Origin of the sequence: Saccharopolyspora sp. NPDC049357 (assembly GCF_040677225.1) — a bacterium.
Lineage (GTDB): Bacteria > Actinomycetota > Actinomycetes > Mycobacteriales > Pseudonocardiaceae > Saccharopolyspora.
This window is the reverse complement of the sequence record NZ_JBFAQJ010000029.1, coordinates 1-20,435: the sequence shown is the minus strand read 5'-3', so window position 1 is coordinate 20,435 and position 20,435 is coordinate 1. Positions and strand designations below refer to the sequence as shown.

20 protein-coding genes and 1 pseudogene are annotated in these 20,435 nt (G+C 68.2%); 11 read left to right on the top strand and 10 right to left on the bottom strand.

Annotation, left to right across the window (positions count from 1 at the left end):
* Window positions 1–41 precede the first annotated feature (41 nt).
* Window positions 42–446, bottom strand: coding sequence for a VOC family protein (locus AB0J91_RS22510; protein ID WP_363872046.1), 405 nt, complete (start codon window positions 444–446; stop codon window positions 42–44).
* A gap of 78 nt (window positions 447–524) precedes the next feature.
* Between AB0J91_RS22510 and AB0J91_RS22505 the strand changes: the two genes are divergently transcribed.
* The 3 genes from AB0J91_RS22505 to AB0J91_RS22495 all read left to right on the top strand — a co-directional run bounded on the left by AB0J91_RS22505 (window position 525) and on the right by AB0J91_RS22495 (window position 2,367).
* Entirely contained in the window at window positions 525–1,493 is a 969-nt protein-coding gene (locus AB0J91_RS22505; protein WP_363872043.1) for a nucleoside hydrolase, read from the top strand.
* Window positions 1,494–1,701: 208 nt separating this feature from the next.
* Window positions 1,702–1,971, top strand: coding sequence for a hypothetical protein (locus AB0J91_RS22500; protein ID WP_363872040.1), 270 nt, complete (start codon window positions 1,702–1,704; stop codon window positions 1,969–1,971).
* Between the two features lie 183 nt (window positions 1,972–2,154).
* On the top strand, window positions 2,155–2,367 hold the full coding sequence (locus AB0J91_RS22495) for a hypothetical protein (RefSeq protein WP_363872038.1): 213 nt from the start codon (window positions 2,155–2,157) through the stop codon (window positions 2,365–2,367).
* A 23-nt stretch (window positions 2,368–2,390) separates the two neighbouring features.
* Here the strand turns inward: AB0J91_RS22495 and AB0J91_RS22490 are convergent, their stop codons facing one another.
* A complete protein-coding gene (locus AB0J91_RS22490) occupies window positions 2,391–3,440 on the bottom strand; it encodes a tetratricopeptide repeat protein (protein ID WP_363872035.1) in 1,050 nt (349 codons plus the stop codon).
* A gap of 81 nt (window positions 3,441–3,521) precedes the next feature.
* On the opposite strand from AB0J91_RS22490, the gene AB0J91_RS22485 reads away from it, so the two are divergent.
* Window positions 3,522–3,956, top strand: a complete 435-nt coding sequence (locus AB0J91_RS22485) for a VOC family protein (protein ID WP_363872032.1) — start codon at window positions 3,522–3,524, stop codon at window positions 3,954–3,956.
* Window positions 3,957–3,961: 5 nt separating this feature from the next.
* Here AB0J91_RS22485 and AB0J91_RS22480 read toward each other — a convergent pair whose 3' ends face one another.
* The 3 genes from AB0J91_RS22480 to AB0J91_RS22470 are packed head-to-tail and all read right to left on the bottom strand — an operon-like array spanning window position 3,962 to window position 5,591.
* Window positions 3,962–4,462: a putative immunity protein gene (locus tag AB0J91_RS22480; protein WP_363872030.1), complete on the bottom strand. Its 501-nt coding sequence runs from the start codon at window positions 4,460–4,462 to the stop codon at window positions 3,962–3,964.
* Window positions 4,459–4,893: a helix-turn-helix domain-containing protein gene (locus tag AB0J91_RS22475; protein ID WP_363789343.1), complete on the bottom strand. Its 435-nt coding sequence runs from the start codon at window positions 4,891–4,893 to the stop codon at window positions 4,459–4,461. The genes AB0J91_RS22480 and AB0J91_RS22475 overlap by 4 nt, the downstream gene beginning before the upstream one ends.
* Window positions 4,894–4,937: 44 nt before the next feature.
* A complete protein-coding gene (locus tag AB0J91_RS22470) occupies window positions 4,938–5,591 on the bottom strand; it encodes a helix-turn-helix domain-containing protein (protein WP_363789344.1) in 654 nt (217 codons plus the stop codon).
* 124 nt (window positions 5,592–5,715) lie between these two features.
* Between AB0J91_RS22470 and AB0J91_RS22465 the strand changes: the two genes are divergently transcribed.
* Together AB0J91_RS22465 and AB0J91_RS22460 are read left to right on the top strand one after the other, a co-directional pair.
* Entirely contained in the window at window positions 5,716–8,448 is a 2,733-nt protein-coding gene (locus tag AB0J91_RS22465; protein ID WP_363872028.1) for an MMPL family transporter, read from the top strand.
* 5 nt (window positions 8,449–8,453) lie between these two features.
* Window positions 8,454–10,505, top strand: coding sequence for a YhgE/Pip domain-containing protein (locus tag AB0J91_RS22460; protein WP_363872026.1), 2,052 nt, complete (start codon window positions 8,454–8,456; stop codon window positions 10,503–10,505).
* A 31-nt stretch (window positions 10,506–10,536) separates the two neighbouring features.
* Here the strand turns inward: AB0J91_RS22460 and AB0J91_RS22455 are convergent, their stop codons facing one another.
* From AB0J91_RS22455 to AB0J91_RS22445, 3 genes are all read right to left on the bottom strand, one after another.
* The gene (locus tag AB0J91_RS22455; protein ID WP_363872024.1) at window positions 10,537–11,109 is read right to left on the bottom strand and encodes a TIGR03086 family metal-binding protein; all 573 of its coding nucleotides are present in this window, start codon (window positions 11,107–11,109) and stop codon (window positions 10,537–10,539) included.
* Window positions 11,110–11,325: 216 nt separating this feature from the next.
* Window positions 11,326–12,861 (bottom strand): aldehyde dehydrogenase family protein, encoded by a 1,536-nt coding sequence (locus AB0J91_RS22450; protein WP_363872022.1) that lies wholly within the window; start codon window positions 12,859–12,861, stop codon window positions 11,326–11,328.
* 11 nt (window positions 12,862–12,872) lie between these two features.
* On the bottom strand, window positions 12,873–14,099 hold the full coding sequence (locus AB0J91_RS22445; RefSeq protein ID WP_363872020.1) for a cytochrome P450: 1,227 nt from the start codon (window positions 14,097–14,099) through the stop codon (window positions 12,873–12,875).
* A 133-nt stretch (window positions 14,100–14,232) separates the two neighbouring features.
* On the opposite strand from AB0J91_RS22445, the gene AB0J91_RS22440 reads away from it, so the two are divergent.
* From AB0J91_RS22440 to AB0J91_RS22430, 3 genes are all read left to right on the top strand, one after another.
* A complete protein-coding gene (locus AB0J91_RS22440; protein ID WP_363872018.1) occupies window positions 14,233–14,841 on the top strand; it encodes a helix-turn-helix domain-containing protein in 609 nt (202 codons plus the stop codon).
* A gap of 134 nt (window positions 14,842–14,975) precedes the next feature.
* Entirely contained in the window at window positions 14,976–17,009 is a 2,034-nt protein-coding gene (locus tag AB0J91_RS22435) for an EAL domain-containing protein (RefSeq protein ID WP_363872016.1), read from the top strand.
* Between the two features lie 382 nt (window positions 17,010–17,391).
* A complete protein-coding gene (locus AB0J91_RS22430) occupies window positions 17,392–17,877 on the top strand; it encodes a hypothetical protein (protein WP_363872014.1) in 486 nt (161 codons plus the stop codon).
* Here AB0J91_RS22430 and AB0J91_RS22425 read toward each other — a convergent pair.
* Window positions 17,862–18,377, bottom strand: a complete 516-nt coding sequence (locus AB0J91_RS22425) for a hypothetical protein (protein WP_363872011.1) — start codon at window positions 18,375–18,377, stop codon at window positions 17,862–17,864. The two genes, AB0J91_RS22430 and AB0J91_RS22425, sit on opposite strands and share 16 nt — an antisense overlap.
* Window positions 18,378–18,557: 180 nt before the next feature.
* Here AB0J91_RS22425 and AB0J91_RS22420 point away from each other — a divergent pair, with 180 nt between their 5' ends.
* Window positions 18,558–19,298 carry a lysophospholipid acyltransferase family protein gene (locus tag AB0J91_RS22420; RefSeq protein WP_363789354.1) on the top strand — a complete coding sequence of 247 codons (741 nt, stop codon included), beginning with the start codon at window positions 18,558–18,560 and terminating at the stop codon, window positions 19,296–19,298.
* 45 nt (window positions 19,299–19,343) lie between these two features.
* Here AB0J91_RS22420 and AB0J91_RS22415 read toward each other — a convergent pair whose 3' ends face one another.
* Window positions 19,344–19,742 (bottom strand): hypothetical protein, encoded by a 399-nt coding sequence (locus tag AB0J91_RS22415; protein WP_363789355.1) that lies wholly within the window; start codon window positions 19,740–19,742, stop codon window positions 19,344–19,346.
* Between the two features lie 248 nt (window positions 19,743–19,990).
* On the opposite strand from AB0J91_RS22415, the pseudogene AB0J91_RS22410 reads away from it, so the two are divergent.
* Window positions 19,991–20,435: pseudogene (locus tag AB0J91_RS22410) on the top strand (hypothetical protein); the annotation flags it as partial.

Below are 20,435 nucleotides of genomic sequence, written 5' to 3'. Positions count from 1 at the left end.
GAATCGGAACGGATGCGCAGACCTTAGCGTTGCAAGATCGCTCAGCTGTGCGGGAGGTTGAGCTGCCAGGAAATCCCGTACCGATCGTTGACCCAGCTGAACTTCCGCGAGAACCCGTAGTCGTCCGGTGGCATCAGCACCGCGCCGTCCTCGGAAAGCGCCTGGTGGAGCCGGTCCCGCTGCTGCTCGTCGACGCAGTCGACGTACAGCGACACCGACGGCGTGAAGTCGAAGGCGTGCGACACGGGCGAGTCGATGCACATGTACTGCCGCCCGCACAAGGTGAACGTGGCGTGCTGCACGGATCCTTCAGCCCCCTGCTGACCAGGGCCGTAACGGCTGATGGTGAGCACCTCGGCGTCGTCGAACAGGCTGATGTAGAAGTTCATCGCCTCCTCGGCCTTGCCGTTCTGGAACATCAAGAACGTGGAGATCTGCGTCGGCATGTCGCCTCCCTGGTGCGCCGGTTGATCGCGGGGCGAGTATTGCGGTCGCGACCGACATCCGCCCGAACAGGAGCCGACATGACGACCCCGAAGGTGCCTCTGGTGATCGACACGGACACCGCGCAGGACGACTGCATCGCCCTGCTCGTCGGCCTCCTCGACCCCCGAGCAGACCTGCGCGCGATCACCATGGTCGCCGGCAACGTCGGCTTCGACCAGCAGATCCGCAACGCCTTCCTCACCCTCAACGTCGCAGGCAGGCTGGGCGAGGTCCCGGTCCACCTCGGCTGCCGCCGCCCCCTGGTCCGCCCGTGGGAAAGCGCTGAGAACGTCCACGGCGACGGAGTCGGCGGCATGACCATGGACATGACCGGCTGCGACGCCGACCCGGAACACGCGGTGGACGCCCTCATCCGCCTAGCCGCGGAGTCCCCAGGCGAACTGACGATCGTCTGCATCGGCCCGCTGACCAACATCGCCACAGCCACGGTCAAAGACCCCACGTTCGTCGACAACGTCAAAGCCCTCTACGTGATGGGCGGCAGCAACAACGCCCGCGGAAACATCACAGCCGCAGCAGAATTCAACTTCTACGTCGACCCCGAAGCCGCGAAGGCGGTCTTCGCAGCGGGCTTCGACATCACGGTCATCCCCTGGGCACCGCTCACGTTGGAACAAGCAGTCTTCGGCCAAGCGCAGCTCGACGCGATCGCCGCCCTCGGAACCCCGCTCTCCGACTTCTTCACCCGAGTCTGCGCAGCAACCCTCGACTTCGACCGAAGCGTCGGCATCGACGGAACTACCCACCCGGATTCGTTGGCAGCAGCGGTGCTGCTGCATCCCGAGCTGATCACGCGAAAGGCCAACTACCACGTCGACGTGGAAACAGCAGGCGAACTGACCAGGGGATACGCAGCCATGTCCTGGGGAGTCCACGGCCTGGAAGCCAACGCGACGGTTGTTGAAGACATCGATGCCGGCGACTTCTACAGCTACATCAGAGCGCTGCTCGGGATAGCCGAGACTTCCCCGTGTGAGCTCGGGTGAGGATTGGAAGAACGTTGCCGTTGACGAAGTAATCACTCCGTCGGTACCACCCATTAGTGTTACTAGCCGTGGCTGCGCGTGAACTGAACGACGAGGACTGGAACATCGAGCCGGGCGCAGAGATGCGCCGACAAGAGGTTCACGATCTCTATGGGGGTAACCGGCAGGCTGGGATTGCGTCGGTCGGTAACTCCGTGAACACCCTTGTTTGCCCGGTGCTCCATCGCTGAACGTCGATCTGTTCGACGAGAAGCTCCGCGAGCTGATCGAGGCGAAGAGCAATGTTTCGAGGCACAGCCTCCGATACGCGTTGGGGCAGGTCCAGGACTATGCGCGCCATGTCAACCACGAGCAGCTTGCCGTTCTCGTGCCCAAGAAGCCGCCCGTGGATCTGGTCGACCTGCTGAACTCCTACGGCATCACCTGCATCTACGAGGTGTCTTCCGGCGACTTCGAACGTATCGAAGCTGGCAGTTGAGGCACTCGTTCGTCACAGCCTGGTGAGCCCAAGCCGTTTGCCTGAGGGCTCCCCGCACGCTTTGAAAGACGGTGTGGGCTCACCTGAACCTCGGTACTCCGTTCAGGCGAGAATCAGCTATTTCGCCATGTGAACGGCAGTTTTGATCACGCCATGGAGGGACGCCGAATAGGGTGTCGCGCCGTGGCGACTGACGTTGACGGGTGGGACATCAAGCCGGGGACGGTCCTTCGCCGGACCGAAGTGCAGGCGAAGTACGGGGGCAACCGGCAGAGCGGGATCGCACCGATCGCCAAGGCCAAGCACGTCCTGATCTTCACTGGCAAGGGCGGTAGCCAGTACGGCTATGACTACGACGGCTGGCGGTCAAACGGCGCCTTTTCACTACACAGGTGAGGGGACAAAGGGGCCGCAGAAGCTCACAGCTGGGAACAAGGCGCTCGCGACTCCAGGCCGAAGACTCCACCTATTTCGTGAGGTTCGCCCGGCTTACGTTGAGTACATCGGCGAGTTTGAGACGCACGTGGGTGCTGCCTGGTATCTCGGCCACTCGCTGGACCGCGAAAAGAACCGGCGGGAAGTCCGTCTTCAAGCTGTGGCCTCTGGACAAGTCCATTGCTGAGGAAGGGGCTCCGGCTCCGCCGAGCGTCGTGCGTGGCGACGTTGAGTTGCTCCCTGAAGTCTCGACCGTCGAGACGGATGAGCCGACCTTGGAGGAAGTCGAGGAGACCGGCAAGTCTGAGCCCGAGGACCAGCATCATCGTTGGGCGAGCGGTGCACCGGCGGACGACGACACCCTGAACCGGGAGGGGCTGGTGCGCCTTGCCGAGGGCCGTGAGACTCGTGGCCTCGCTCACCCGCTGGCCGAGGTGGTGACGGTGCTCCACTGCGCGTTGGAGGTTCTCAACCGCGTTCTCGGTGTCGCCCGCGAGGAGATGTGCGATTCCGACGGCGTGCAACGTGTAACCGGTCGCGAAGCCGTCGCTGCCGCTGGTGCTGAGCGAGTGGCGCAGGTAGGAGAACGCTTCGTCGAAAATCACCGAGGTGGGCCAAGGCCAGTCCCAGCACGGCAGGGCGCCTTTGAGGTCATTGGCAAGATCTAGCGCCCGCCGTACCGAGGCAGCCGCCTCTGCGTAGAGCTCCTGCTCCAGGAAGGTCTCGCCTTGCACGTTGTGGGCCAGCGCCTCCCACCAGCTCTCGCCCAGAGCGGAGAAGAGTTCGGCGGATTGCCGCATGTAGTGGCTTCCCGCGTCGAATTCGTCGTGGAAGTGGTGTGCCTCGCCCAGGTGGAACAGCAGCCGTGCTCGGGTGGGATCGTCCCCCTGCGCTTCTGCGGCTCGCAGCCCGTCGGTGCTGCTCGCGTGGAACTCGTCGATCAGTCCCCGGAGCTTGAACGGGTAGGCGGCGATGTGCGCCAGCCACGGCGCACGTGACATCCCGAGCGTCGAGCCGGACCGCGTTGGCGACACTGCGGGATGGTGGCCAAGCGCGGCGAGAGTTTCGGCTGCGAATGCGCCCGTTTTTGCGCGTGGTGTCGCTACGCTGGGGTGATGGGGTCGGTTAAGCAGGTTCAGATCACTTTTGATTGCGCGGAGCCGGAGCGGGTTGCTCGGTTCTGGTGCGAGGTGCTCGGGTACGTGGTGCCGCCTCCGCCGCCGGGGTTCGGGTCCTGGGGTGAGTTCGATCGGTCTCTGCCCGCTGAGCAGCAGGGTTCGGCCTTCGCCTGCGTTGATCCCTCGGGTGTGGGGCCTCGGTTGTTCTTCCAGCGGGTTCCTGAGGGCAAGGTCGTGAAGAACCGGGTGCACCTCGACGTGCGGGTCGGGACGGGTCTGGTGGGGGAGGAGCGGCTCGCTGCTCTGGAGGCCGAGTGCGCACGTCTCGAAGAGCTCGGGGCCACCCGGGGCACGCTCCTGGTCGCCGACGGGTTCAACGAGTCCTGTCAGGTGATGCAGGACGTCGAGGGCAACGAGTTCTGCCTCGACTGAGCCTGTCAGTCGAAGACCGACCAGCAGATCTCGTTGCGCCGCTGCTGGTCTTCCAGAACGAGCGTGCGGATCGGGTCGGGGAGTTGGGCGCGTTGCCAGCGGCATTCCTCGCGCCCGGCCGCCTCGTCCTCGGCTGCGCGGACGGCCTTGATCGCGTAGGCGGCCGCGCCGAGGTCGTGCTCCGCGACGTGCGCCACCACCGCGGCCTGGCCTGCGGCGAACGCCGCGAAGCGCGGTGCTCCGGACAGCGGGCGTGCCGCCGCCATCGCGTGTCCGCCCGCTGAGCGGGAATCCCACATCCGGATCTCACCGCGGGTCCAGGCGTGGATCTGCTCGATCGCCTGACGCGGGCGTGGATCGCCTGGTTCGGTCTGCTCGAACAGGTGCAGGACGTGCTCGGCGCAGTCGGCGGCCCACCGGGCCAGCAGGTGGTGATCGGAGTCCGTGAGCGTTCCTCCGCGCCGGACGGTGATCAGGCGCGGGTCGCGGACCTCCGGCAGGATCACGGGTTCTCCGTCGTGAAGAGGCCGCTTTCGCTGTTGAGGACCGAGTCGAGGAGTTGCAGGACCTCGGCTGTTTCGGCCATCTCTCCGATGACGATGATCTTGAGGCGTTTGCGGTCCTCGTCGTGGATGGTTTGCACGCGCAGGGTGCGGTCGGCGCCCACGCCCGCGAGGACGAGGGTGCCGAGGCGGTCTGCGGCTGAGCGGTCGACGCCGTCGATCTGGACGATGCTGGAGACCTCCACCGCGCCTGCGGTGTGGGCGGGTTCGGTCGGTCTGCCGGTGAGCTGTTCGAGGTCGGTCCGGGAGATCCGGTACTGCTTGCCGATGCGGACGGCGTTGAGCCTGCCCGAGCGGATGTAGCTGCGAACCGTGCGCACGTGCAGGCCGAGGAGTGCCGCGACCTGCTCAACCGAGTACATATCTTCCTGCATCGGATCTCATTTTAGGTTATGAAGAGGAATGATGCGGCAACGCGTCACGTGGGATCGCCGGGTTCGATGAACGACTGGACCATCCTGGGGAAGATCTGCGTGAAGAGCGGTTTCGACGTCGACGAGGCGCCGGTGAACGCCGCGTGTTCCAGCTGGGCCTCGTAGACCGAGGTCAGCGCGCGGACGGCGTCGCGGGTGTCGACGACCAGGCGCAGGTTCAGCCGGTCCAGGGCCTCGTGCAGCAGCTCGGCGATCGAGTCCGTGAGGTGCTCCAGGGACTCGCCGGCGCGCTTGCGCAGGTGCGGGTGGCGCAGTGCGTGCGCGCGGAACTCGGTGACCAACATGTACCAGTTCTGGTCGGCGATCAGCGACTCCGCGCAGGCCGTGCCCACCTTGACGATCGCGTCGTGCAGCGACTCCCGGTCGGCGATGCCCTCGACGAGCACGTCGTCGACGATCGCCCGCGTCTTCTGGATGCGCAGGCTCATCTCCTCCTCGTACACCGCGAGGAACAGGTCCTCCTTGGTGTCGAAGTTCGAGTAGAAGGCGCCGCGGCTGAAGCCTGCGGTCTCGCAGATCAGCTCCACGGGCGTGTCGCGAATGCTGTGCTCGGAGAACACCTCGCGTGCTGCGTCGATCAGGCGTCGACGTGTCTGCGCCCGTCGCCGGGTTTCGCGTTGGCGCGGCTGGTCGGTCATGACCGGGATTCTCCTGCTTGGTGTTTCGCCTCACAGTTGCCTGCGGGCACGAGCTACGTGGATCTCGGGAAATATACAGTCTGTATCGCATACACCGTGTATCGAAATACCGGGAGTGTTCCCCTTGTCTTCGTTGCTTTACCGGCTGGGGCGGGCAGTGGTCCGCGGTCGAGCCTGGGTGCTGGTCGCGTGGTTAGCCCTGCTCGCGGTGCTCGGAACCGGTGCCGCGCTGTTCCAGCAGGGCATGGAGACCGAACTCGCGATCCCCGGCTCCGAGTCGCAGGACACGCTCGACCACCTCAACAACGTTTTCCCCCAGATGAGTGGCTCCAGCGCTCAGCTCGTGGCCACCATGCCGCCCGGCCAGCGCATCGACTCGCCGCAGGGGCGTGAGGCCCTCGACGCCGTGATCCACCGCGTCGAAGCCCAGGAGGGTGTGACGGCGGTGATGAACCCGCTGTCGGACATGGTCAAGAACCAGGTCACGCCCGACGGCGACACCGCGCTGATCACGGTGCAGCTCAGCTACGCCGCGACCTCCGTGCCGGATTCGGTCAAGAACGATCTCCTCGCCGAAGCCGACACCCTCGAACGCGAGCTCGGCCCCGGCAGCGACGTACACGCGGGCGGCTCGATCTTCGCCGTCAACATGCCCGCCGTCGGCGCCACCGAAGCGGTCGGCGTGATCGTGGCGCTGCTCGTGCTGCTGCTGATGCTGCGCTCGCTGGTCGGCGCCGTGATGCCGCTGATCACCGCGCTGGTCGGCGTCGGCGTGTCGATGACGATCGTGCTGCTGTCGACCGCCTTCGTCACGGTGTCCTCGGCCGCGCCGATGCTCGGCCTGATGCTCGGGCTCGCCGTCGGCATCGACTACTCGCTCTTCATCGTCTCGCGCCATCGCGAACAACTCGCCGCTGGACTCGACGTCCCCGAATCGATCGCGCGCTCGGTGGCCACCGCCGGATCCGCGGTGATCTTCGCCGGCGTCACCGTGATCATCGCGCTGCTGGCGCTGGCCGTTCCCGGCATCCCGTTCCTGACCGTCATGGGCATCCTCGCCGGCGTGTCGATCGCCGTCGGCGTCGCCGCCTCGCTGACCGTCATCCCCGCGCTGCTCAGCTTCGCCGGAGAGCGGCTGCGCCCCAAGCGCGCCAAGCGCACGACCCGCACCCGCACGCGCACGCGCACCAAGTTCAGCCTGCGCTGGGTTCGCGCGGTCACCAAGGCTCCGCTGCTGACGATCGTGATCGTCATCGCCGCGCTGGGAATCTGCACGCTCCCCGCCGCTGACCTGCGGCTCTCGGTGCCCGACGCCGGAGCGCAGGCCGTGGGGACCCCGGCGCGCGACACCTACGACGCCGTCGCCGAGCAGTTCGGCCCCGGCTACAACGCGCCGCTGATCGTCACCACCGACGTCATCGGCACCAAGGACCCGCTCGGCCAGGTCAACGGCATGGCCGACGAGATCCGCGCGCTGCCCGGCGTCGCCGCGGTCCCGATGGCCACCCCGAACGAGACCATCGACACCGGCATCATCCAGGTCATCCCCACCTCCGGCGGTGAGTCGCAGGAGACCGAGGACCTGGTGCACCGGCTGCGCGACCTCAGCCCGCACTTCGAGCAGACCTACGGCGCAGGCATCGCCGTCACCGGCATGACCGCCATCGGCATCGACCTGTCGGAGAAGCTCAGCGACGCGCTGCTGCCCTTCGGCGTCATCGTCGTCGGGCTGACGCTGGTGCTGCTGGCCATGGTGTTCCGGTCGGTGTGGGTGCCGATCAAGGCGGCCTTGGGCTACCTGCTGTCGGTCGGTGCGACCTTCGGCGCCACGGCGTTCGTGTTCAACCAGGGCCACCTCGCCGAGCAGCTCAACATCACCCACGTGGGCGGCGTGATCAGCTTCCTGCCGCTGCTGCTGATGGCGATCCTGTTCGGCCTGGCCATGGACTACGAGGTGTTCCTCGTGTCCCGGATGCGCGAGGACTACACGCACAACCGCGACGCCAAGCGCGCCATCGAAGCCGGGTTCTCCAACGTCTCGCCCGTCGTGGTGGCCGCCGCGGTCATCATGATCTCGGTGTTCGCCGCGTTCGTCCCGCACGGCGACTCCAACATCAAGCCCATCGCCTTCGGGCTCGCCGTCGGCGTGTTCGTCGACGCCTTCATCGTGCGCATGACGCTCGTGCCCGCGGTGATGGCGCTGCTCGGCGACCGGGCCTGGTGGCTGCCGAAGTGGCTGTCGCGCAAGCTTCCCGCGCTCGACGTCGAAGGCGAGGCGCTGGAGCACGAGATCCGGCTCGCCAACTGGCCCGGCAACGACGAGGTCGTCAGCGCGCGCGGGTTCGGCGTGCACGACGACCGCGACGAGCCGGTCTTCGAAGGCGTGCGGATCGCGCTGCGGCCCGGCGGAGTGCTGGCGGTGCAGGGCGATGACGACGACCTGTCCTCGGCGATGCTGCACGCGCTCGGCGGACGGCTCAGCGGAGTGCGCGGCGACGTGCGCGTTATGGGCCTGCTGCTGCCGCAGCGCGCCCGCGCCGTGCGGTCCGCCACCGCGCTGGTGCGCTGCCGCGAGAGCGTTGCGCCCGCCGCCGAGATCGCCTCGGCCCTGGCCGACGGCGTGCGGCTGGTGCTCATCGACGAGCTCGACGCCGTCGCCGACACCGAACAGCGCCGCGAGATCGCCCGGCTGCTCGCGCAAGCGTCCACATCGGACGGTGAGCCGGTGGCCTTCGTGGTCACCCACCAGAACCCGAGCCTGGTCTCCGGCCTGCTGCCGGAACACCGGCTGAGCACGATGCGGCTTTCCACGCGGCCGGACGCCCCCGCGTTCGCCGGCCGCCTCCTGGAGGTGTGAGGGACATGCTGAACCCGTTCACGCACGCGAGCAGGCGCGCAGGCGGCTCGGTCGGCTGGCGCACCTGGACCGGCTTGGTGCTCGTGCCGGTGCTCATCGTCGGAGTGCTGGCCTGGGCCTTCTGGGCGCCGATGTCCGAGCACGGCGCCGCCAAGGTCGCGGTGGTCAACAACGACGAACCCGCCACCATCAACGGGCAGATGGCCCCGCTCGGCCGCGAGATGGCCGCGAAGCTGGTCAACAACACCGAGTCCGGCTACTCGTGGGAGATGACCGACACCGACGACGCCGACGAAGGTCTCAGCGAAGGCCGCTACTCGGCCGCGGTCATCATCCCGCCGCGGTTCTCGCAGAACGCCGCCTCGGTCATGACCGGTGAACCCCTCGACGCCACCCGCGCCGGCATCCAGGTCAAGACATCCCCGGCCGCGGCACCTGCCGACGCCGCCGCGGTGTCGGCCGCGGCCCGGCAGAGCGTGTCGGTGTTCAACAAGCAGATCCTGGAGCAGCTGCTCGACGGCTTCTACGGCGGCTTCACGCAGATGCACGAGCAGCTCGGCACGGCCGCCGACGGCGCCAACAAGCTCGCCGACGGCAGCGGGCAGCTCGCCGACGGCATCGGCCAGCTGTCCACCGGGGTCGGTCAGCTGACCGGCGGAACCGGGCAGCTCGCCGACGGCGGCAACCAGCTCGCGGGCGGAACCGGGCAGCTCGCGGGCGGTGTCTCGCAGCTCTCCGGCGGTCTCACCCAGCTGCACCAGCAGATCCAGCAGATGCCGGCGCAGACCCAGCAGCTGGCCGACGGCGCGAAGCAGGTCGCGGCCGGGAACCGGCAGATGGCCAACACCTTCACGCCGCTCGCCGATCAGATCCTGACCGTCACCGACCAGATCCCGACGGAGTCCAGCACACTCGCCAACCTGCAGAAGCTCCTCGCCCAGTGCCCGCCGGAAGGGACCACCGTCGACGTGTGCGCCGGGTTGCGCGCCGAGGTCGACCGGCTGAGCCGGCAGGAGGGTGCGCTGGACTCCATCAAGGAGCGGATCCAGAAGCCGGCGCGCGACATGCGCGACGGCATGCAGGGTCTGGCCTACGGTTCCGAGCAGGTCGCGCAGGGCAACCAGATGCTCGCCGACAAGTCGGGTGAACTCGTCGCCGGTGTCGGTCAGCTCGCCCAAGGCGGGCAACAGCTCGACGGCGGTGCGCATCAGCTCGCCGGGGGAGCGCGGCAGCTCGCCGACGGGCTCAACCAGTTCAACGGGGCATCGCAGCAGCTCGGGACGGGTGTGCAGGCGCTGGCCGACGGCAGCAGGCAGGTCGCCGACGGCAATCGCCAGTTCGCCGACCAGATGGCTCCGGCGGGCGACAAGCTCCCCAGCTACTCCGACGACGAGCGCGCGCACCTCAAGACCGTGGCCGCGAGCCCGGCCGCGCTGGAGACGAGCCTGCCCGGGTTCGGCAAGTCGCTGATCGCGCTGCTGGTGGCCATCGCGTTCTGGACCGCTGCGATGGGCGTCTACGCGGTGACCAGGGCGGTTCCGGCGGATGCGTCGACCTCGCGCCGCTCCACCTGGCGGTTGGTGCTCGGTTCGGTGGTGCCCGGTGTCGCGGTGGGCGGAATCGGTGCGGTGCTGGTGAGCGCGGTGCTCGCGCCGTTCCTGGGGCTCGGTTTCGGCGGTTGGCTGGCCTTCACCGCGGTGACCTCGCTGGCGGCGCTGGCGTTCGTGGTGGTCAACCAGGCGTTGGTGGCGGTGTTCGGCAGCATCGGGCGGATCATCTCGATCGCGGTGCTGGTGCTGGCCGCCGCGACGGGCGTGGTGTCGACCGTGCCCGGCTTCCTCCGCGACGTCAGCGCGGTGCTGCCGACGCAGGGTGCGGTGCAGGCGCTTTCGGCGATCGTCACCGGCAGCGGCGGTGCTCTCGGCGGGGTGCTGCAGCTCGTCGCCTGGCTCGTGGCCGGTGGCCTGGTGTTCGCCCTGGCGGTGGACCGGGCTCGTGTCGTCCCGTCGCGCCAGTTCCGCCGGCGTCCCTCGCCCGGAGCGCGTCCGGCCTGGTGAGACTGACCGCTACGACCCCCGTTCGGTGCGCTCAGGGGCGCCAGCGGGGGTCGCGGCCGGTCTTCGCGACGATCTTGTCGAGCAGCAGGGCGTCCTCCGGCACCGCGACCTCCTCGGCGTAGGCGCCCATCTCCCGGCCCTTGGCCGCGGTTCTGGTGACCTCGGCGAGGGTCTGGCCGAGGGTATCGGTGTCCCAGGTGACCTCGGTGTCCGTCGCGCGGGAGAGGTCCCAGGAGTGGACCGTGTACTCGATGGTGATCAGGTGGCCCACCAGCTCGGACGGGTAGGTCGTCGGGCCGCCCATGTGGGTCCGGCCCGTCCAGGCGTCCGGTGCCTCCCAGGCGCGCGAGGTGCGGTCGAGCTGGGAGAGCAGCGCCTTCGCCCAGTCGCCGCCCGTGCGGTCGACGGCCTCCGCAGGCGGAGCGACGCGCTCACCGCGGGCCGCCGCCTCGAAGGACGGTCCCCAGAACAGCAGGTGGTTGATCAGCGCCCGCACGTCGAACTCCGCGCACGGAGTCGGCGCCGACAGCTGCGCTGGCGAGATCCCGGCGACGACCTGCTTGAGCGTCGCCGCCGCCTGGACCAGGTGCTGAGCTCCGGACATGCCGCCCACCCAACCATCACCGGCCCGACACCGCCGGTCCGGACGCGCCGTCCGCCCGCCCTCCCGACCCAGCGTCGGTTACCCGGATTACTGCCGTTTTCGGTGTCCGGATTGCGGCGGTAATCCGGTCGGTCACCCGGAATGCCGCCGTAATCGGGGGGCGGAATACCGCCGTATTCGGGTCACCCCTGAAGCCGGGGCACCTCGGGGGCTGGGTCAGGAGAGGAGCTTGCGGAGGAGCTTGTTGCCGAAGCCGTAGCGGATGAGGCCGTCGAGGTTCCGGATGGTGTCGGCGTTGTAGGGGTACCAGATGCTCTCCTTCTTCGAGGAGAAGCGGCTGAGCAGGATCGGCTGCGGGTGGGTGAACCCGCGCAGCGACTGCAGGCCGTTGACCTGGCCGACACCGCTGTTCTTGCGCCCGCCGAAGGGCGCCTCCGGGACGCCGTAGATGACCGCGGCGTCGTTGTGCACCACCGATCCCGTGTTGAGCCGGCCCGCGATGCGCTCGGCCTTGGCCTTGTCCTGGGTGAAGACGCTGCCGCCGAGCCCGTACTGGCAGTCGTTGGCCATGCGGACGGCTTCCTCCTCGTCGCGGACCCGCATCACGGTGGCGACAGGGCCGAAGGTTTCCTCGGTCATCAGCTCCATCTCGTGGTTGGCGTCGACGACCACGGTGGGCTGGAAGAACAGTCCCTCGCCGTCGGCGGGGGAGCCACCGACCAGCACCTGGGCGCCCTTCTTCTTCGCGTCCTCCAGGTGCCTGCTGACCACGTCGACCTGCCGGTCGAAGAACAGCGGGCCCACGTCGCCGTCCTCGGAGCCGTAGCGCAGGTCGATGACCTTCTCCCGGAGGAGCCGGATGAACTCCTCGGCGACCGACTCCACGACGTAGATCCGCTCGACGCTCAGGCACACCTGGCCGGTGTTGAACATCGACAGGTACGCCGCACCGGCCGCGGCGCGTTCCAGATCGGCGTCGGCGCAGACGATCATCGCGTCCTTGCCGCCGAGCTCGAGGGTGTAGGGCGTGAGCTTCTTGGCGCAGGCCGAGGCGATGCTGCGGCCGGTGGTGACGCTGCCGGTGAAGGAGATCTTGTCGACGTCGCCGTCGACCAGGGCCGCACCGGTTTCGCCGTCGCCGTGCACCACCTGCACCACGTCTTCGGGCACGCCCGCCTCGTGCAGCACCTTCACCGCGAGCTCACCGGAGCGCGGGGTGACCTCGGAAGGCTTGAGCACCACCGAGTTCCCCGCCAGCAGCGCCTGCACGACCGGGTTCAGCGACAGCACGAAGGGCGCGTTCCACGGCGTGATCACCCCGATCACGCCGAGCGGCTGGTACCGGATGCGCAGCTTCTTCATCGGCGCCAGGTACCCGTGCAGCCTGCGCTTCTCGTCGCGCAGGTCCTTGGTGGCGCGCTTGCACCAGAAGTTGACGAAGTCGCAGGCGGGCACGATCTCGATGGCCAGTGCTTCGACGCGGGGCTTGCCGGTCTCGGCGCGCACCTGGTCGACGATCTCGTCGCGCCGCCGGACCAGCACGTCGACCGCGTTGCGCAGGATGCGGGCGCGTTCGGCGACCGGGCGCGCCGCCCAGTCCTGCTGGGCCTTGCGGGCGCGTTCGACCGCCGCGTCGACCTCGGCCTTGGTGCTGATCTCCAGGTCGCCGAGGTGGTGGCGGTCCACGGGGCTGTCCAGGCGGATGCGACGCCGCCCGTCCTCCGCGGTCGGCTGCGGCTGCACGATAGCCATGGGGATTCCTTCTACTCGTAGCTGACTTGCCAGTGCTTGATGCCGTTGATGAAGCTGGATCGAAGCCGCTCGGGCTCGGCGACCTGCCGGATGTTCGGCAGCACGTCGGCGATCGCGTTGAAGATCAGGTCCAGTTGCAGGCGTGCCAGGTTGGCACCCACGCAGTAGTGCGCTCCGGTCCCTCCGAAACCCAAGTGCGGGTTCGGGTCTCGCAGCACGTCGAAGCGGAACGGGTCGTCGAAGACGTCCTCGTCGAAGTTCGCCGAGCTGTAGAACAGCGCGACCCGCTCGCCCCGGCGGATCAGCTGGCCGCTGACCTCGACGTCCTCGGTGGCGGTGCGCTGGAACGAGGTGACCGGTGTGGCCCAGCGGACGATCTCGTCGGGTGCGGTGGACGGCCGCCGCTCGCGGTAGATCTCCCACTGCTCGGGGTTGTCGACGAAGGCCTTCATGCCGTGCGTGGTGGCGTTGCGGGTCGTCTCGTTGCCCGCGACCGACAGCAGGATCACGAAGAACCCGAACTCGTCGGAGCTCAGCGACTGCCCGTCGACGTCGGCGGTGACCAGCTTGGACACGATGTCGTCCATCGGGCAGGCGCGCTTGGTCTCGGCCATGGTCATCGCGTAGCCGAGCACTTCGGCGGCCGCGGCGACCGGGTCGCCGAACTCGGGGTCGTCGAAGTTGAGCATCTGGTTGGACCAGTCGAAGAGGCTCTTGCGGTCCTCCTGCGGCACGCCCAGCAGTTCTGCGATGGCCTGCAGCGGGAGTTCGCAGGCGACCTGCTCGACGAAGTCGCCGCCGCCCTGCTCGCGCGCGTCGCGCACGATGGCTTCGGCGCGTTCGGACAGCGCCGCCCGCAGGTTCTCCACGGCGCGCGGGGTGAACCCCTTGTTGATGATGCCGCGGATCTTGGTGTGCTTCGGCGGATCCATGTTGATCAGCATCGTGCGGATCGCCTCGAACGCTTCCGGCGTGGTGTAGCCGGGGAACCGGATGATCGCGTTGTTGGCCTCGGACGAGTAGAGCTTGGGGTCGCGGGAGATCTCCCGGATGTCGGCGTGCTTGCTGATCACCCAGAAGCCGCCGTCGTCGTAGGGCGCGTCCATGCCGTCGGTTTGCGCGTTCCACCAGACCGGCGCCGTCTGGCGCAGCGAGGTGAACTCCTCGACCGGGGTCCGTCGGGCCCACAGTTCTGGATCGGAGAAGTCGAGTCCGGCCGGGATCGTCGGGTCAGGCACCGTTGCCTCCTCGCGGATCGCGGGGTTGATCGCGGTCCGGCTTGCCGAAGCGCGTCATACAGTCATACCGTAGATGTATGATTGTCACGAGGCAATGGGCAGCGTCGCGGGCCCGCTCGGCCATACTTGAGCCATGAAACGACCGGCGTGGAACGGCGCGCCGCCGCGTGACGGCGAGGAGGCCAAGGCCCGCATCATCGACGCGGCGATGCGGTGCATCGACCGGCACGGGCCGGGCAAGACGAGCCTCTCGGACGTCGCCGCCGAGCTGGGCGTCATCCGCCAGACCGTCTACCGCTACTTCCCGAGCACCGAGGAGCTGTTCATCGCGGTCGGGTTCGCCGCGCTCAACAGCTTCCTGGAACGACTCGTCGCCCACCTCGCCGGACGCCGCGATCCCGCCGACGTCGTGGTCGAGGCCATGGCCTACGCCATCGAGCACGTGCCCAAAGACCCTTATCTGGGGCTCTTCCTGGATCTCGGTCGTCCGGAAGCGTTCTCGCGCGGAGCCACGTCGGTCCGCGCCTTCGACGCCTGCAGGATCGCGTTCGCCCGCACCGACGTCGACTGGGACGAGCTGGGTTTCTCCGGCGACGAGCTCACCGAACTGCTGGAGTTCCTGCTGCGCGTGCTCCTGTCGTTCGCCAACGACCCGCTGCCGGGGCGAGACGGGGCCGATCTGCGCGCGTTCCTGCACCGCTGGGTGACCCCGGCGATCTTGGCCCCGACGCCGGCGCCGTAGGACCTGCGCCGAAGGGTCGGGGCCCCTCAGGTCCTCCCACCTGCGCCGTTGACCAGAACAATCAAGCGCGCAGCAGTTGCGTGGTCTGGTCTCGGGACCGTACGTTGCGGACACGCCGAGGGACGGGACCAGTTATGGACCACGAGAAGCGTGAGCCATGGGCGGTGCACGTCGGTGCGCAGAAGATCCTCGCGGCCGAGGACATGCGGGACTACGCGATCTTCGCCCTGGATCCAGAGGGCCACGTGGCCAGTTGGAACCCGGGCGCGGCCCGGCTCGGGGGCTACGACTCGCACGAGGTCATCGGACGCCACTTCTCGCTGTTCTACCCACCTGAGCAGATCGCCGCGGACTACCCGAACTGGGAGTTGCGGCAGGCCGCCGAGAACGCGTTCTACATCGACAGGGGCTGGCGCATCCGGAAGGACGGCACCCGGTACTGGGCGCACGTGGTGATCGCCGCGCAGCGCACTCCGGATGGCGCGCTCGACGGGTTCATCAAGGTGGTGCGCAACGAGACCGCGTCCGCCGCTAGGGTCGAGCGCACCAAGCGCAGGATGGCCGACCTGTTCGAGCTCGCGCCCGCGGGCATCGCGCTGCTCGACGACGACGGTCGCTTCGTCGATGCCAACGGCGCGTTCTGCGACCTGCTCGGTTACCGGCTCGACGAGTTGGTCGGCCGCCGCGACGTCGAGTTCCTCGACCCCACCGACTCCGGCGGCGGTCTGGTCGGCGGTCTCACCCGCTCCTCCGGTGAACTGCTGGTCCCGCACCGGGTGCTGGCCCGCTCGGACGGCTCTGCCGTGCCCTGCGAGGTGCACGCCGCCGCGTCCGTCCGCGACGACGGCGGCCGCAGCTGGATGGTCACCTTCCACGACATCACCGAGCAGCTCGCCCGCGCCATGACCCTGCGCTACCAGGCCACCCACGACGAGCTCACCGGGCTGCTGAACCGCCGGGGTTTCCAGGAGCGGCTCGCCGAGCTGCTGCCGCCGGAAAAGCCAGGCAGCGTCGCGGTGCTGTTCTGCGACCTGCACAACTTCAAGCGGGTCAACGACGCCCTCGGCCACGAAGCCGGTGACGAACTCCTGTCCGCGGTCGCCGAACGCCTGCTCGCCGGGCTGCCCCCGCGCTGCGAGGTGGCCCGCTTCTACGGCGACGAGTTCGTGATCCTGCTGCGCGACCTCGAGGGGAACCACGATCTGGACTCCGTCGTCAACAGCGTCGCGGAGCTGTTCCGGATGACCGTTCCGCTGCGCAGCAGGCAGGTTCAGGTCTCGGCGTCGATCGGCGTGAAGGTGGTCGAGGACAGCGGCACCGAGGTCGTGGCGCTGCTGCGCTCCGCGGAGTCGGCGATGCTCGACGCCCGGGTGCGCGGCCAGTCGCGGTCGGGAATCGACCACGACCAGCTCACGCTGGAGCAGCACCTGCGCGAGGCCATCGCCCGCGACGAGCTCGACCTGCACTACCAGCCCGTCATCGACAACGACGACAACGTCGTGATCGCCGAGGCGCTGCTGCGATGGCACCACCCGGACCTGGGGCCGCTCACACCGGACGTGGTGCTCGCGGTGGCCTCGCGCGGCGGGATGCTCGCCGATCTCGACACGTGCGTGCTGCGCATCGCCCTGCGCGAGTCGATGAACTGGAAGCGCGGTGACGGCGTTCCGGTGAAGGTGGCGGTGAACCTCTCCGGACTCCGCCCCGAGCAGCCCGGTTTCGCCGACATCGTGCGCTCGGTGATCCGCGAAACCGGTGCCGAGCCCAGCGATCTGGTGCTGGAGATGGTGGAAACGGTGTTCGCGCAGCTCGAACCGGAGCAGCGCCAGGAGATGAACGACCTGGTAGCCGATGGAGTGCAGTTCGCGGTCGACGACTTCGGCACCGGATACTCGTCGTTGTCGGTGCTCAAGGAGCTGCCGACGCAGATCATCAAGCTGGACCGCATGTTCGTCTGCGGCGTCGGAACCGACCCCGACGACCTGGGCATCGCCCGCGCCATGACCGAACTCGCCCGCACGCTGGGACGCATGTGCATCGCCGAGGGCGTGGAGACCTCCACGCAGCACCAGCTGCTGCGCGCGGTCTCCGTCGACGCCTACCAGGGCTACTACTTCTCCCGGCCGATCCCGCCCGAGGAGTTCCGCGCCTACCTCGCGGGCCGCTGAGGGTCGTTCACCACGGCGTCGGTGCCGGACATCCCCATGTCGGCACCGACGCCGTGCCCACCCCCTCAGAGTGGTCTCGGTGAACGCGCGCCGACGCCGGGCATCCCCACGACCGACGCCGGCGCGCGTCCTCCCCCTCTCGCAGTGGCTCTCTCCCCAGCTGGAGAAACACCCTCACGTGGAAGTGTCTATCCAGGAGCTTTCTTCTCTGACGTTTTCTTCGCGGAAAGATATCTCCCAGGAAGAATCGTCGCAAGATCCAGGGTGCCGCCTGTGACGCAGGCCACCTCGGCGACGCGGGAGCAAGATCATCGGTGAGCTGCGAGGAAGGCAGGACTTCGGCCCGTGGTGAGTCGTGGTGCCGCAGCTCATGCTGGATCTCGTGAACCTGGGGGCAGTCCGATTCCTGTGCTGCGCGGCGCTTATCGCGGCCGCGAGCGGGTGCACGATCAACATCGTGCCGCCGGGCTCCTCGCCGTCCCCTCCGCCACCACCGGCTCCCGCGCAGTCGACGACGGTCAAGGCGCCCGCCGTGGTCGAGCAGCACGAGCCGGTGCGCAACACCCACGACTGCGGAGAGCTGCAGAACTCGGGGATGGACTTCACCGAGGTCGTCGGCCACTGGTACGGCCTCGGAGCACCGTCGGACATGGACGACGACGCCGACGGCATCCCGTGCGAAACCGTCTACGGCGAGAAGAACGCCCCCGCTGCTGGGCGGACGGGCACCCACGACTGCGCGACGCTGCTATCCCAGGGCATGACCTTCGCCGAGGTCACCGGCTACTGGTACTCCCTCGGCGCGCCCTCGGACATGGACGACGACGCCGACGGCATCCCCTGCGAAACCGTCTACGGCGAGCTCTGAGGCCAGATCGTCAGCTCGTCGCTGCACTTCTCGATGTCGGCTGCCTTCTCCTGGTGCGTCAGGCATTCGCGGACCGCGATGTTCTTGGCCGTGTCCGGGAAGCGCCCGTCGATGGAGACCGACTGGTTCGCGCCGTCGGTATTGGCCACGCGTAGAAATTCCTTGCCATCCACGGTGAAGATGAGCAGCACGCCCTTGTCGTCGTCGCCTTTGTCCTGCAAAACCCCGGTCACGTTGCGCCTCCCGTCAGCGTGCGTGACGTCGCCGTGAGCGGAGACGCTGCCGACCGCGTTGGGAGCTTTGTTGCTGTGCCACGGGGCCGGCTTCTCCGGGGCGAGCCAGGGTTGGATCACGAAGTACTCCAAGAGCAGCGCGATCACGCCGCCGCCTGCGGCGATCGCGAGGCCCGTGAGGACCTTCCTGCCCGGTCGATCGCTCTGCTGAGTCCTGTCATGCATGACGCGTGCCTCCGGAACGGGAACTCCCCCCAGGAAGATCAAGTCCTGGCAAGGGTCCCGTGAAGCACCGGGCCGTGGAAGCGAAATGCGGCGGCCGCACCCGTATGGCGGATCTTGGTCGGACGGGGTTCGCACCAATGGAGGCACGTTCTCTGCCTCGGGAAATGTGACTGTGGACGCACGGGTGGTCCGCGCGAACCTACGGGTGCGTAACCTGCTCAAATGGCTGAAATCGTCTATCCGCCCGTCATCCTGGCGGCGAAGGCCATGTTCCGCGTGCTGGACAACCGGCTGCGTGTGACAGGCACCGAGCACATCCCGCGCACCGGAGGCGCGGTGATCGCCTGCAACCACGTCAGCTACCTCGACTTCATCTTCTGCGGGCTCGGCGCGCAGCCCGCCAAGCGGCTGGTGCGCTTCATGGCCAAGAAGGAAGTCTTCGACAACAAGATCGCCGGGCCGCTGATGCGCGGAATGCACCACATCCCGGTCGACCGCGCGGCGGGACGGGACTCCTACGACGAGGCGGTGCGCAGGCTGCGCGCGGGCGAGGTCGTCGGCGTGTTCCCGGAGGCGACCATCAGCCGATCATTCACCGTCAAGCCCATCAAGTCGGGCGCGGTCCGGATGGCCGCCGAGGCAGGCGTCCCGGTCGTGCCGATGTCGTTGTGGGGCACGCACCGGCTGTGGACGAAGGGCAGGCCGAAGACGCTCACCAAGCGCCACGTGCCGATCCACATCCACGCGGGCGAGCCGTTCTGGCCCACCCCGCAGGACGACCCGGAGGTGCTCACCGAAGACCTCCGCAAGCGCATGTCGGTGATCCTCGACGAACTGCAGGCCGGTTACCCCGAGCAGCCCGCTGACGCCGACGAGCGCTGGTGGCTCCCCGCGCACCTCGGCGGCACCGCCCCCACCCCCGAAGAGGCAGCTGTCCTCGACAGCCGGCCCAAGGGGGACTAGTCGCCCGGCCGGTCGCCGAGCGAATCGGCGACCGGCCGGTGCTCATCAGATCGAGTAGTCCACGTTGGCCATGTGGGCGTTCCCGCTGCGCACCCGGACCTCGACCATCGACGCGGTGTTCTTGGGCCACTTGATCTCGCCCGTGCCGAGGGTTCCGCACCCCACCGACTGCCACTTGTCGGGGTTTTTCGCCTTGCTCATCCGCGCCGCGACGCACGCGTACTGGTTGGTGCTCTCCTGCACGTTCCAGGTGATCCGCAGCTTGCCGTCCCAGCCGCTGGCCGGGCTGGTGTAGGAGCACTCCTTCGAGATCGGCCCCCACTTGCCCGGGAACCCGCTCGTCCGGCTCTTGCAGGTCGCGGCCGACGCCGGAGCGGCGAAGAAACTCGCCGACAACACCGACAACAGAGCGGTCATCATCAACGCGGTAGCGGTCTTCCTCATCTGAGCACACTCGCTTTCGGTGAAGGTCGAATTGAGCCCGGCGGCCGGGCGAAACCGGAGAACCGCCGGTGGATTCGACACTGTCCAGTGAGGAGAAGACCAGCAACCGGAACCCGTTGTTCGCGGCCACCGGCCTTTGTCCACGGCCAATTCAGGTGGACGTCCGCGCAGGTCAGCGGTGTCCATGTGCTCGCGGAACCCGGAATTCGCCGTTTCGCGTTGACCATGCCCCGAGGGCAGGCGCTCGAATGCTCTTCGGCGACACCCACCTCGACCACGACGGTCTGCGCAGGTACGCCCTCGGTTTCGAGGAGACCTTCCCGGACTTCGCGCAGTGGGCGGCCGAGCGGCACGAGACCGACGGCCTGGGGCGCACCCCGAGGAAGGCGCGCGAGACGTACTTCCGGCTCGCCGAACGGCTCGACCCGGCGCCGGTCAACGGCATCGGCGGGCGCCTGTTCCGGCTGGCCACCTTCGCCGGCCTGTACGGGAAGGCGAAGTACGGGCTCACCGCGCAGGCGTGGCAATCGATGAGCAACGGCGGCGAGACGGCGAAGCCGACCGCCGCCGAAACAACTCCCGGAGCAGGACACCTCCTGCCGATGAGCCCCAGCACCCACAGCGCCCACGTCGCCGCCCAGCTTTCGCCTATGTCCCGGCTGAGCCGGCGGCATTCCTCGGCGATCCGTTCGG